Source organism: Paenibacillus sp. SRL342, assembly GCF_984798905.1.
Genome location: NZ_OZ481790.1, coordinates 1,278,458 through 1,291,257, shown reverse-complemented (window position 1 = coordinate 1,291,257; position 12,800 = coordinate 1,278,458). Strand labels below are relative to the sequence as shown.

Here is a 12,800-nt window from a genome sequence, read left to right as displayed (position 1 = left end):
TGGACATTCTGACCTCTCTAACGACGATGATACGAATCATACATCATGTTATCACTCACATGTCTCCAGTGGCTCATCATCATGATATACAATTGATCCAGTGGCACTGTGAGGCTACTTTGGGCAACGCTGATGGTCGCATCGACCATATTGCTGTTGACCGTCATCAATTTGCGTTTCATCCCGTTCTGGCGATCCAGAAAGGCTTTCTCGTCCCGCAATTTTACCCCGATCATTTTCTGTCCCATTAATTCATACATAAAAATATTCTCAACGTCTTTCCAAGCCACGGCTCCTCCTGCAGTATAAGAAGATGCATCCACAAACCCATCCTCATCGATTACAAAAGAAGGTTCCTTCTTAATCATCTTTACCAGACTGTAGCAGAAACATAGCCCAAAAAACAAAATGGAAAGAAGTCCAATCACATCCGAAAGGATGGAATCATTCGTAACTGAAGAACGATCAAAAATCAAAAAAAATCCGGCTGCCACAAAGAGTGCCGCCCCTGCCGTAAGCCACGCCATTCGTTTCCGGCTTGGATATTCCACATGCTGCTCATAGGATGTGCTCAACGTGACGTTCCTCCTCCATTGTGACTGAATCATACAAGTTCTATATAAACGAATGGCTATGAACCAAATAGCTGAATGTAGAACAGGAATTGCATTGTACATTAAACCAAAATCACCAATGTTAAACATTAAAATTAGACCGTTTTTCCTCATTTCTGCGCTTATTCAACATTAGGATTCGTCATCCTTCGAGCAAATCCTTTAACACCCCTATATGAATTGAACAAAGAATATTTACACTTGCCACTCCGATGACAGAACAACCTTCCGATCACTGTTATAAATGTCTCCCCTCCCATCCTTAGTCATATTGTCCTGTCCCTAGCTTTCCGCTAATATAAATGGAAAGGTTAGGAATTAGCCAATTCTAATTCATGGTGGGAGGACAAACAATGATGAGTCAGCGCGGCATAACGTCGGAAGATCTTTATCAGATTACATGGGTTAATGATCCAACTCCGTCCCCTCAAGGCGGACAACTGGTATATGTAAGCCGGAAAACGAATGAAGCACGTGACGGTTATTGTTCTCACCTGAGACTGCTGCATCTGGGGAGTGGAAAGGACAGACCCTTTACCTCTGGTGAGAAAGATCATTCCCCTGCCTGGTCGCCCGATGGGTCTCAGCTTGCCTTTTTAAGAGAGGTTGATGGGAAATCCCAAGTGTGGATTATCGCATCAGATGGCGGAGAAGCACAGCAAATCAGTCACCTGAAACATGGCGTCAGTTCCCTGCTCTGGTCACCGGATGGTCATACTTTGCTTGTGAAATCATCCGTGGATATGAGCGGAGATGAGGAATCAGAACATACAGATCCTATAGACGATGGACTTAAACTGCTGCAAGAACATGTCGTAGACCGGATTCGCATGAAATCAGATGCCAGCGGATTATGGAACGGTAGACGTTCCCACCTCTTCGCTCTCGCACCGATCGATGTGGAACCACTCCCTGTAACTACAGGTCATTATGACGTTGGAGACTACGCTTGGTCACCGGACGGAAGATCCATTGCATGGATTGCCCAGCTGCCCGAAGATGGCGAGGATCATAACGATTACACTCTAACCAATCATGTGTACCTTGCCAAGGCAGACGGATCGGATGTGCAGCAGTTGACCCCGGAAGGATATACGTTCAGCCGGCTGGCCTTTGCACCGGATGGACAATCCCTGGCACTGCTCGCCAGTGACCGTTCCTATGGGAATGCCACGCTTGTGAAGTTGTACACCCTTCCAATATCAGGTGGTGAACTCGTATGTCTGAGCACCGATTGGGACGTACAGTTGAATCACAGCATTGTTGGCGACATGCGATCACATCTGACAACCACGGAGCCTGTATTCAGTCGGGATGGTTCCTCCATCCTGTGCCTAGCAACCATACATGGTAGTGTCCGCATCGCCAAATTCGCACGAGATGGCAGCAGTGCCGACTATATATGGCCTGACGAACGGGAGATTTATCAATTCGCCGAGTTGGAAAACGGGCAGATTGTTGCCGCTGTTGCCGATACACAAAATCCTGGTGATCTCTATATGTATGAACAACCTGAAGATCCCGTGATAGAGCCGATTCAACTCACCCGCAGCAATCCACAGCTTGAGGATGAGATCCATCTTAGTACACCGGAAACCTTCTGGTTTAATTCCTCGGATGGCCTGCGGCTGCAAGGATGGATCATGAAACCTCATGGTATGGTTGACGGGGTCAAAATCCCGACCATTCTGGAGATTCATGGCGGTCCACACATGATGTATGGTTTTACATTTATGCACGAGTTCCAGATTCTCGCCGCACAAGGCTACGCTGTTGTGTATATCAATCCACGCGGTGGCCTCGGATACGGGCAGCAGTTTGTAGACGCATGTCGCGGAGATTACGGTGGTGGAGATTATCGCGATCTCATGGAGAGTGTGGATTATGCCCTATCTCAATATGCGTTTATCGATGAATCCAGATTGGGCGTAACCGGGGGCAGTTATGGTGGCTTCATGACCAACTGGATTGTTGGACACACCGATCGTTTTAAGGCCGCTGTTACCCAGCGTTCCATCTCCAACTGGTTATCCTTCTACGGCGTAAGTGACATTGGATATTTCTTCACGGAAGACCAGATTGGCGGTAACGCGTGGGATGACACGGAAAAACTTTGGAAGCACTCCCCGCTCGCTTATGTCGGTAACGTGAACACCCCGCTGCTCATTTTGCACGGCGAACAGGACCTGCGGTGTCCAATTGAACAGGCCGAGCAATTGTTCATTGCGTTGAAACGGCGCAAGCAGACCACAAGGCTTGTTCGTTTCCCAGGTGCCAACCATGAGTTGTCCCGTGGAGGCCATCCTCATCTGAGGGTACGCCGTCTGGAGCATATTGCCGGATGGTTTAACGAGTACTTGTAACGGACTATTATTTAGACTATTAATTCAGAGTATAGAACCAGATATGGATTCAACCCTAAAAGCCGTCCAATGAAATCTGTTATGATTTCAACGGGCGGCTTTGACTGTTCACTTTTTATAGAAGGGAAGATTATTCTTCTCCCCATACCACAGTGATTTCATTCAGATCCTTGTTGGTTGCAGACACCGAACCTGTGATCGTTACGGCATATTTGCCATCTTCACGACCCACGATGCTGAAGCCGTCTGCCTGGATATCCTGCGTGTTCTGGCTTAGATTTTTGGTCTGGTAGTAGTCTTTGTAGGATGTTCCAACGGTCAGCAATGATTCTTTGGTTGTGTACGTGAGCACGACTTTTTTATTGTCGCCGTCTACATTGCTTTCAATGAGGCTGATTGCCTTTGCATCCTTCGGTAACGGGAAATCTGCTGGCAGATACTTGGACTTCACGCCTGACGCCTGTGTGTTCGTGCCTGTGGATGGTGATGTTGATCCGCTGTTGCCTGTGGATGTTGACCCACCAGAAGAGCTCGAAGAGCCGATGCTTACTTTATTGTTTTGGGAATCATACTTCACTTCGGTCTTCAACGCATCAGCAATCGAACGAACGGGGAGATATGTACTGCCTTGATATGTAATTGGCGCAAGCTTTTTGCCCTGGTCACCTGTCGGTGTAAATTTATGTCCGTTCACTTCGATGGCGAGCCCATGGTTCAGATAAGCTTTGATTGTCTCCAGTTGTGTACCTGCATATACACCTGCCGATCCGGTTAACACCATGCCAAACACACCCGCAGCAATCAACCACTTTTTGCTTTTCATCCCTAAACGCCTCCTGAGTTCAAATGTCAGCCTTATGCATAATACGATTCAAGCGATCGCTCGATGTACGCGAAAGACTCATGTAGTTATGCTCATCATGTATGGGTACGAGCTTATTCGGATAACAGCCCGTTGTTCCACCAAATGTTAGCAATATAATAGCATCTGACAAGAGGTTGTAAACGATAAATGGACAAAACAGGACCAAGGGCGTACAAAAATAGTCTTTGTCGTATGCCCGTTGTTCTCTGGCTAGTTAAGTTGTTCTTATATGAATAAAGTCCCGAAATCCGGACCAGACATATGAAGCTAATTATACACGCACAACAGTTGCGAAATTAACCAATGTATTAGATAATTATTTGTCGATTTGTGGTCGAAGGAACGGAACTCAAGGGGGATTAAATACGATGAATAACAATAACAGTACATTTGACCAGTCTATTAACCGGATCTCTACCGGATCAGAAAAATGGGATGCGCTTGAGGATATCTTCGGCGCTGCTGATGCGCTTCCGATGTGGGTGGCCGATATGGATTTTGCTGCTCCACCATCCGTCATTCAGGCCCTGCAAACACGGATGGAGCACGGGATTTTTGGTTATACAGTACGGACTGAAGCGTATCATGCAGCTGTTGCAGGCTGGATGGAACGGCGCCACAACTGGAAAATTAACGATGACTGGATTGTATTCACTCCAGGTATTGTGCCCGCACTCAGCATTGCTGTACAACGATTCACTCAACCGGGAGATGCAGTGGTCATCCAAACCCCGGTGTATGCTCCCTTCTATGAAGTAGTACGTGGTCAGGGCCGTGAACTGATCACCAATCCTTTAGTAGAGAATAACGGTCATTACACGATGGATCTGGAACAACTGGAATCCAGCTTGCAGACCGGTCGGGTCAAAATGCTGATTCTGTGCAGTCCTCATAACCCGGTTGGACGTGTATGGACTCGTGAAGAGCTTGAAGGGCTTACGTCACTATGTCTGCAATACAACGTACTGATGGTTTCAGATGAAATCCATGCCGATCTTGTTCATCAGCGCGGAACCCATACACCACTGACCCTGATCTCGGACGCCGTCTCTGATCTAAGTATCATCTGTACGGCTCCAAGTAAAACGTTCAACATTCCTGGCCTCTGCATATCCAACATCATCATCCCCAATGCCAAGTTGCGAGAATCGTTTGCGCAGGGTGTAAAAACGATGGGACTTGCCAGTATCAGTACACTGGGAGCTGTGGCAACCGAAGCTGCATACAATGGGGCCGAGGAATGGCTGGATGAGTGCCTTGCCTATATCCGTGGAAATATGGAGTATGTACAACAGTATGTTACGGAACACATGCCACAGATCAAAATGCATCTGCCCGAAGCAACCTATCTGTTATGGATGGATTTCCGGGAATTGAATATTCCCCATGCACAACTATGCAACATGCTGCTTCATGAAGCAGGGCTTGCTTTCAATGACGGGAGCTTCTTTGGAACAGAGGGTACAGGGTTCATGCGTATTAATGTAGCCTGTCCACGTTCTACGGTTGAAGAGGCGATGCGCAGGTTATCTGTGTTGGTCAGCAATGTGTCGGGCAAATAAACTGTCAGTTACATCTATGTACGTTGCGAACAGAACGTGTACTGTTCGTTAAATGACGAATATTTGTCAAAATAGAAAAAGGGGTGCCCCGTAGTCAAGTCCATGACTCACATTCATGGTCAACGACTCCACAAGGGGCACCCTTTTGTATTCAATCTTTTTATTTATTGAACATAATTAAAATTACAGTGACATCGATATCGGCATCGGTGTCATTCTGTCGCATAACCTGTTCAGCAAATCTCGATCATGGCTTATGATCAGTAATCCCAGATCACGCTGGCGAGCCACTTCCATCACGGTATGCCAGATCTGTGCCTGAGTGATCGCATCCAGCATCGTTGTCATCTCATCTGCGATCACGTAACGTGTCGATGCACCGAGTGCTCGCGCCACACAGAAACGCTGCAGTTCTCCACCGGATAATTCACTCGGTCTGCGGTCCAACCAGGTTTGCTGAATACCCAAAGCTTCGAGCAACTGCTCATCTTGCACAGCTGCCTCTTGGAGTACACGACGCATTCGCCAGCGTGGATTCACAGCTTTCTCCGGGTGCTGGAACACCAGCTGAACCGGACATACCCCTGTACGAGAGAGTGGTCTCCCATCCAGTAGCACTTGCCCTGCCACAGGTTCGGCATATCCTGCAAGGATGCGTCCAAGGCTTGTTTTTCCACAGCCACTTGGTCCCCACAAGCCAACCACTTCTCCCTGTTGCACCTGTATGTTCATCTGTTGGAATACCCATGATTTCTGATCATAACGATAACTTGCCTCCCGTGCTTCAAGTGACATGGAAACACCTCACTTCTCCGCCCCGTACCTTACGAAGCTCTGGACGTTCATCGATACATACAGCGGTTGCTGCATTACATCGGGGAGCAAATGCACAGCCTGTGGTGATCTCTTGACCTGCCAACGGCTGGGAGCCTTGGAGTGACTGAAATCCGTTCTGCGGCAACGCATTCCAGAGCGCTTTTGTATATGGATGACGCAGACATTCTCCATTCCCTTTAAAATCATCCACCTGCGCCGTCTCTACATTGGTCCCCGCATAAAATACAGCGATACGATCGGCTGCCGTCAGGGCGGTCGTGATATCATGAGTAATCCACAGAATGCCTACACCTTGATCTGCAAGTTCACGAAATTGCTTCATTGTCTCGGCCAGCACTTCGGGATGGATGCCTGGTGTTGGCTCATCTGCTATGATCAGCTTTGGATGACCGGAGGTCGCTGTAGCCATCAACACCCGCCTTGCCATACCTCCGGACAACTCAAACGGGTATTTCCCGGCAGTTCCTTGAGGAAGATGATAACGATCCGTCAGCTCCTGCTCCGTCTTTCTCAAGTGAGTTTGATTCATGAACCTACGCTTCCGTCCCAAATCCAGGGTCACCGGCTGAACTTGCCTTCCCACCTTCATCAACGGGTCCAAATAACTAACGGATTGCGGGATTAACATCAGTTCATCACCACGCAGTTGAAGCTGCCGCTCTAGAGTCAAAGGCTCGCCACTATAGCTAATACGCCCCTCCAACCTGGCATTGGTGGGCAGAATGCCCATGATGGCCTGTGCCAGAACACTTTTACCCGATCCACTCGCGCCTACAACAGCCACGATCTCGCCCTCGTTGATGGAAAGATCCAGATTCTGAATGACATACGTCTGTTCATGCCCAAACCAACCACGAGCGCGCCGAAATGACACGGACACTCCCTCAATATCAAGAAGAGCCATATTTACCTCACCTCCCTTGAACTACCCGTACCCGTTAATGTCTTCAGACTATTGCCCAATACATCAAACGCACGAACAACCAGTAACAATGCCAGTCCCGGGAAAAAGGCGAGCCACCACATGCCAGCAGATAAATATCTCATCGACTCTGACAAAATAATTCCAATTGCCGGTTGTTGCGGGGACAACCCCAGCCCTAGAAACGTAATAGCTGCCTCATGCAGAATCGCATGGGGAAAGATTAGCAGTACGCCCACGAACAGCTGCGGGACCAGATGTGGCAGCATATGCTGCACCGCAATCTGTAACCGTGTTTGACCCAACTTGTGTGAAATCTGAATGTATTCTGCAGATTTCAGTTGAATCATCTCCGCTCTTACAACCCGTGCCAGATTCGGCCAGTGCGTCAGCGCTATCGCTGCCGCCACTCCTGCTAAACCTCCACCGAATACAAATGCCAGCATAACTAGCGATACCAGATGAGGTACACTCAGGAACAGGTCGATCATCCATGAGATTACCCGGTCAGCAGCCTTGTTTGAAGAGGCAGCCAAACCCAATAGCATTGCGATCAATCCGCCACCGCATGCAGCAAGTAATCCCACTTGAATGCTGGTTGCCAATCCTTTTAACGTACGCATGAACATATCTCTTCCGAGCCAATCCGTGCCAAATGGATGCGCCCAGGTTGGAGCCATATTCCGATCCATTAATGAAGTCAGCGTAGAACCAGCCGGAAGAAGCCTGCCCGTCAACCACACAACAGCAATCCAGATCACCGCGAGGCTTCCCCAGATCACCGCTCTTTGGCGAGGGTTTCGGAAATTTTGGTCTCTGGCAGCCGTATAATCTTTTCTCGTTTGGCGTGTTGTCCCTGTTCCTTTTCCAGTCTCAGCTTGTAGAGACCCTGTATTAATGTTGTACCGTACCTCTTGATTCGCAGTTTTCACTTTCTGTGCTTCGGCTGTTTCTGCCGTCTGTTCGGAGGAGCGTTCTACCGTCTGCTTCATGACATCAGCTCCTCCTTCATCCGTGGATCAATCATACGATACAGAATGTCTGCAACCATATTACCTGTAAAAACAAAGATTGCACTGCACATCACAAGTCCAAGCAGCAGTGGAACATCTCCACGCAACCCCGCCTGAACCGTTGCCTGACCAAGGCCGGGGTATGAAAATACCTGTTCTGCAAGCACAGCCCCACCAAACAGTTCACTGAACGAAGCAAACTGCAGCGTGATGGCTGGCAAAACAACATGTCTGAACCCATGTCGACGGAACAGCTGAAATCCACGCTCACCCCGCGCTCTCGCAAACAGAATATAATCTGACTCCAGCACATCCATGAGCTTCTGGCGTGTATGCAAAGCGATCGAAGCTACCCCAGTCAAGCTGAGGGTCAACGCTGGCAGAATCATATGAATAGCTCGATCTCCCCATGTGACCTGATCAGCTGACATTCCTGCGGGTACCCCAAGGCCAACTGGAAGCCATCCAAGCCACACCCCAAATACCATCAGCAGCAACAGCGCAATCCAGAATACCGGCGTGGAGGCCAGCGTATAACAATACCAACAGATCAGGCGATCCAGCTTCGAATTCCGTCTCATGGCAGCAACTACACCAAGAGTGAAACCAATGATGCCGGATAATATCCAAGCCACAGCCATAAGCGCAACAGAATTCATGAACCGTTCCTGGATAATATCCGCTACAGGCTGTCTGTAAATCATTGATGTCCCCAGATCTCCCTGAATCAGCGTTTGTCCCCAGGTTAGTAATCGTTCCACGGGAGATTCATTCAATCCCCAACGTTCTTCGATTAAACTGCGCTGTTCGGCGCTTACCCGGATCATGTCTCCACCAATGTAGGCTTCGATCGGATCAACAGGAGAGAATTGCATTAATATAAAAGACAACACACTGACTCCAACCAATAGAGATACAAGTCGCAACATTTTAAAACCAACAAATCTGGCCCATCCATTCCTGCCCGTCATCCAATCTCTCCCCAATTCAGGCTAAAGCTACCGGTACGTTTCCTACTTTGTACTGTTATCCCAGGACCATTCCTCCAGATTGGTTGTCACCGGCCAGCCGTGACCATGAGGATGGATCTGTTGCTCACCAATGTTCAGTCCATTCGTAACCAGATACAGATGATCTATATTTACGAGCCATGCCCATGGCGCATCACCCTGATAACTGAAACCTGTTGTTCCATCCCATTCCGCTTTCTGCCAGAATGGTAATGCCTCTTCTTCACTGGTGGCCTGAAGGGCTTTGTCCATCCAAGAATCCACGACAGGATTACTGTACAGCCCCACATTGTAATACCCTTCTCCTTTGTGAGTACTGCTATAGAGGTTATAGGTTTCCAAAGGGTCATGACTGCCCCACCCAAACAATACAGCGTTGGAGTAAGCCATCTTTTTTGTTTCTTCACGGCTTTTGCCTTCAACATTGATTTTGATTCCCGCCTGGGCTACCATATCCGCAGTAGCCAGTGCCAGAGATTGTCTTGTTAAATCACCTGCAAAATAAAGTAGATTGAACTCGGCCTTAACGCCGTTTTTCTCGACGATACCATCACCATCCGCATCCACCCAGCCACCAGACGCTAGAATGCGCTTCGCTTCTTCTAGATTGGCATCTGTAAATACAGCTTCTGCATTGCTCCAAGGCAGATCATCACTGACGGAATACGCTGGACGACCGTACCCTTCCAGTACACCCTCAACCAAAGCCTTACGATCAATCACAACATTCACCGCTTGGCGAATCGCCAGATCAGATGTCACATCATTCCCTGCGGGAAGACCCTCGCCCGACCTGGCACCAGCAGGTTGCATGGGGAACATGATGCCCCGGTTATCTACGGTTTTCACGGCCTCTAAGCTCATGCCATTCACCTGTTGCTTGCTAAACGCTGCCGGGATAGCAGCGATATCCACCGTACCTGCCTGTGCAGCGGCGTAGGCTGCATCTTCATCCAGATAGAGGAAGGTGAGTTTGTGGAATGCAGACTTGTTACCGTAATATTCTTCATTGGCTTCAACGATAGCCTGTTGTCCTTTGTCCCACTGAACCAGCTTGTACGGTCCTGATCCGACTGGATGTTCCGCATAATCAGCGCCATAGGCGTGTTCAGGTACAATGCCAAGTGTCGTCAGCAGACTGATGAATGTAGACTGCGGCGACTTCAATGTGAATATAACCGTGCTATCGTCGGGTGCCTGCACATCAGCCATATTCGTCAAATCAATCACAGACCCACTCTGAGCAGCCGTATTAAACGTAAATTTTACATCTTCAGCCGTAAGTGGCTCCCCATCAGCGAATTTTACATCATTCCGGAGTGTAACCGTCCAGGTCAGCCCATCTTCACTAACTGAGTATGCGGTAGCCAGATCGTTAACCAGTTGTAGCTTGGCATCCCGCTTCAGCAAGGTACTCTGGAAAAGTGGTGACCCATATTGCCCCCATCCGGTTGTTGGATCAAACCCGCCTTCCGGCTCGGTGCCAACGGCCAGCACCAATTCGTCTTTGGTTAAGGCTGTACCTGATCGTCCATCCTCTACTGATGAAGCTGTTGGCGCTGTGCCCTGTGCACAACCTGATAAACCAATGGAACATACAAGCAAGATGCCTAATCCTGTTCTAACTTTTCGTTTTCCCCATCTCCATGAAAATCTGCCCATTCTGGTCGTTCCCCCTCTAAAGTTGTGCTGCAATCACTTTTTCGTGTTACTTTTTAGAGAAATTGTAGCACAAAACATAAATCATATGTCAACAAAGTTAACTTCATAATCCATATTTTTTCAAATTACAGAATTAATAATTAAAAAGTTATATAACCGAGCATTTGTAGCTCTCTATAAAGTCAGGTATTATAACAAACAAAAAAAACAGACGTTGGCATTTAACCAATAATCTGTTTTTTTAGATTTGTTATATTTTCATAGAAATTACACTCGTATTTGTCTTACTCCGCAGATCGATGATGATGGCTGTGACCATGCTGACCCGCACTGTGATTGTGATCCAGGCCTTGATCCGGATTGCCATCCTGACGACTCTGAGCATGAGCCAGTTTGTTGAGTTCATCCACATAAGTCACAGACAGCTCCGCATACAAAACACCTTTTTGTACCTGGATCTGTTGATGCAAATGACGCAATCGTTCCAGGTTACCCCGTACGGCAATTACCTCCAGGCATTGGTCATGGTTCAGGTGCACGTGCATATTGGAAATGATGTCATGATGCGCCTCATGTTGCAGCTCCATCAAACGAATGGGAAGATCACTGATATGGTGATCGTAGACCATCACAATGGTGCCAGCCACATCCTGGTCGGATTGTAATGCAGAAGGTTGAAGTAATGTTTTGCGAACAAGATCACGGAAAGCCTCAGATCGGTTTTTGTATCCCTGTTCCTCAATATACTGGTCAAACTGCTCAATTAAAGGTGTAGGAAACGCCACCCCGAATCGGGTTAAATCTTCTTTATCTGCCATACTTCTCCTCCTGCGCCCTCATTTGCTTCGAGTGTACCACAGACTTGTCTGCTCATCGACTATACTGTTGCATGAATCGTACTGCCGAATGTATCGCATGTTGTCCAGCGTCACTCTCCAGATCAAATTGATAATCGTGTCCCAGCTTCTCTGATGAGTTCGAGAAAAACAAGGTTTCCACCTCAACATCAAGGCGCTTCAATACTTGTGCCAGCTCAATCGATTGACTGGTCAACGGGTCATCATTGCCTGAGGCAATGAATGCAGGCGGATACTCTGCTGTGGCCTGAAGCACGGTCGACATTTCATGCAGACGTGGATAGTCTTCGAATGTTTTGACTCCGGTATATGACCAGAGAAATGTCCGTATAAGCGGAAATCCCGTTTCCGCTACTGTACTCAGATTGTAAGGACCACAGAATAGAAGAACTCCACGCAACTCTTCCGGCTGGGCGGCTGGTGTTATATTCATCAGTTTGGCGAGGGAAGGATTCGTCACCACTGCCGCAGTCTGACTTGCAATCTGGGCACCTGCCGAATTGCCTGCGAGAAATATTTTTTTTGGGTCACCCTGATACTCACTGACATGGTTCTTCACGTAAGTCAAAGCCTGATTCGTCTGGATCACGGGAGTGGGATATTTCGTATCCGGTGCGAGCGCATAATTCATACTGACCACAACGTAACCCTGCTTGGCTAATTGTACGGCATAATCTGCGATGTCCTCTTTGTCACCCAAGACCCATCCACCACCATGAACCCACAACACGACAGGCAAAGGTTCCGATGTTACGGAAGGATAATAGATATCCAGCGTACTGTCATTACGCCCTTCGTCTGCATAGGGTACATCCGCAACACGAGTTATCCCATCCAAGAGCGTAGTGTCCTTGCTATTTGTATCTGGATTAGCAGTTTCAATTAATGATTTTAATAAAAATACCGTTATTTTGGGTGTCCATTGTGTACCAATCCCAATAAAACCTATGATCATAATTAGTACAACGCTGGGTATCCAGTAACGTTTACGTTTAAAACCTTTTGCCCCCGTACGTTTCGTTTCCAACTTGGACTGCAATAGCTCCACCTCGTTCCATCATCATCGAAGCGTCTTTACATCTAAAGTTGTGTACG

At 47.9% G+C, this 12,800-nt stretch carries 11 protein-coding genes; 2 read left to right on the top strand and 9 right to left on the bottom strand.

Features of this window, described 5'->3' with window-relative positions; all coding sequences use genetic code 11:
• Positions 1 to 17 precede the first annotated feature (17 nt).
• The gene (locus tag AC4E8D_RS05730; RefSeq protein ID WP_221818991.1) at positions 18 to 575 is read right to left on the bottom strand and encodes an STM3941 family protein; all 558 of its coding nucleotides are present in this window, start codon (positions 573 to 575) and stop codon (positions 18 to 20) included.
• 392 nt (positions 576 to 967) lie between these two features.
• Here AC4E8D_RS05730 and AC4E8D_RS05725 point away from each other — a divergent pair, with 392 nt between their 5' ends.
• Positions 968 to 2,977, top strand: coding sequence for a S9 family peptidase (locus AC4E8D_RS05725; protein ID WP_490205961.1), 2,010 nt, complete (start codon positions 968 to 970; stop codon positions 2,975 to 2,977).
• Positions 2,978 to 3,107: 130 nt separating this feature from the next.
• On the opposite strand, the gene AC4E8D_RS05720 is transcribed toward AC4E8D_RS05725, so the two are convergent.
• Positions 3,108 to 3,800 carry a stalk domain-containing protein gene (locus AC4E8D_RS05720; RefSeq protein WP_339307153.1) on the bottom strand — a complete coding sequence of 231 codons (693 nt, stop codon included), beginning with the start codon at positions 3,798 to 3,800 and terminating at the stop codon, positions 3,108 to 3,110.
• Positions 3,801 to 4,210: 410 nt separating this feature from the next.
• Between AC4E8D_RS05720 and AC4E8D_RS05715 the strand changes: the two genes are divergently transcribed.
• Complete coding sequence (locus AC4E8D_RS05715; protein WP_490205960.1) at positions 4,211 to 5,404, top strand: MalY/PatB family protein; 1,194 nt, start codon at positions 4,211 to 4,213, stop codon at positions 5,402 to 5,404.
• 183 nt (positions 5,405 to 5,587) lie between these two features.
• Here AC4E8D_RS05715 and AC4E8D_RS05710 read toward each other — a convergent pair whose 3' ends face one another.
• The 7 genes from AC4E8D_RS05710 to AC4E8D_RS05680 all read right to left on the bottom strand — a co-directional run bounded on the left by AC4E8D_RS05710 (position 5,588) and on the right by AC4E8D_RS05680 (position 12,732).
• Complete coding sequence (locus AC4E8D_RS05710; protein WP_221818987.1) at positions 5,588 to 6,199, bottom strand: ABC transporter ATP-binding protein; 612 nt, start codon at positions 6,197 to 6,199, stop codon at positions 5,588 to 5,590.
• On the bottom strand, positions 6,189 to 7,145 hold the full coding sequence (locus tag AC4E8D_RS05705; protein WP_221818986.1) for an ABC transporter ATP-binding protein: 957 nt from the start codon (positions 7,143 to 7,145) through the stop codon (positions 6,189 to 6,191). The genes AC4E8D_RS05710 and AC4E8D_RS05705 overlap by 11 nt, the downstream gene beginning before the upstream one ends.
• Positions 7,146 to 7,147: 2 nt before the next feature.
• Positions 7,148 to 8,155, bottom strand: a complete 1,008-nt coding sequence (locus AC4E8D_RS05700; RefSeq protein WP_221818985.1) for an ABC transporter permease — start codon at positions 8,153 to 8,155, stop codon at positions 7,148 to 7,150.
• The gene (locus AC4E8D_RS05695; RefSeq protein ID WP_221818984.1) at positions 8,152 to 9,147 is read right to left on the bottom strand and encodes an ABC transporter permease; all 996 of its coding nucleotides are present in this window, start codon (positions 9,145 to 9,147) and stop codon (positions 8,152 to 8,154) included. Before AC4E8D_RS05695 ends, AC4E8D_RS05700 begins: the two co-directional genes overlap by 4 nt.
• Before the next feature lie 42 nt (positions 9,148 to 9,189).
• Positions 9,190 to 10,848 carry an ABC transporter substrate-binding protein gene (locus tag AC4E8D_RS05690; protein WP_221818983.1) on the bottom strand — a complete coding sequence of 553 codons (1,659 nt, stop codon included), beginning with the start codon at positions 10,846 to 10,848 and terminating at the stop codon, positions 9,190 to 9,192.
• Between the two features lie 284 nt (positions 10,849 to 11,132).
• The gene (gene nikR / locus AC4E8D_RS05685; RefSeq protein WP_221818982.1) at positions 11,133 to 11,666 is read right to left on the bottom strand and encodes a nickel-responsive transcriptional regulator NikR; all 534 of its coding nucleotides are present in this window, start codon (positions 11,664 to 11,666) and stop codon (positions 11,133 to 11,135) included.
• A 52-nt stretch (positions 11,667 to 11,718) separates the two neighbouring features.
• Complete coding sequence (locus tag AC4E8D_RS05680) at positions 11,719 to 12,732, bottom strand: alpha/beta hydrolase (RefSeq protein ID WP_490205959.1); 1,014 nt, start codon at positions 12,730 to 12,732, stop codon at positions 11,719 to 11,721.
• Positions 12,733 to 12,800: the final 68 nt, after the last annotated feature.

Bases quoted from the DNA above. Each gene is read 5' to 3' on its own strand.
- AC4E8D_RS05725 (WP_490205961.1), top strand. From the start codon at position 968: ATGATGAGTCAGCGCGGCATAACGTCGGAAGATCTTTATCAGATTACA.
- AC4E8D_RS05720 (WP_339307153.1), bottom strand. From the start codon at position 3,800: ATGAAAAGCAAAAAGTGGTTGATTGCTGCGGGTGTGTTTGGCATGGTG.
- AC4E8D_RS05715 (WP_490205960.1), top strand. From the start codon at position 4,211: ATGAATAACAATAACAGTACATTTGACCAGTCTATTAACCGGATCTCT.
- AC4E8D_RS05710 (WP_221818987.1), bottom strand. From the start codon at position 6,199: ATGTCACTTGAAGCACGGGAGGCAAGTTATCGTTATGATCAGAAATCA.
- AC4E8D_RS05705 (WP_221818986.1), bottom strand. From the start codon at position 7,145: ATGGCTCTTCTTGATATTGAGGGAGTGTCCGTGTCATTTCGGCGCGCT.
- AC4E8D_RS05700 (WP_221818985.1), bottom strand. From the start codon at position 8,155: ATGAAGCAGACGGTAGAACGCTCCTCCGAACAGACGGCAGAAACAGCC.
- AC4E8D_RS05695 (WP_221818984.1), bottom strand. From the start codon at position 9,147: ATGACGGGCAGGAATGGATGGGCCAGATTTGTTGGTTTTAAAATGTTG.
- AC4E8D_RS05690 (WP_221818983.1), bottom strand. From the start codon at position 10,848: ATGGGCAGATTTTCATGGAGATGGGGAAAACGAAAAGTTAGAACAGGA.
- nikR (WP_221818982.1), bottom strand. From the start codon at position 11,666: ATGGCAGATAAAGAAGATTTAACCCGATTCGGGGTGGCGTTTCCTACA.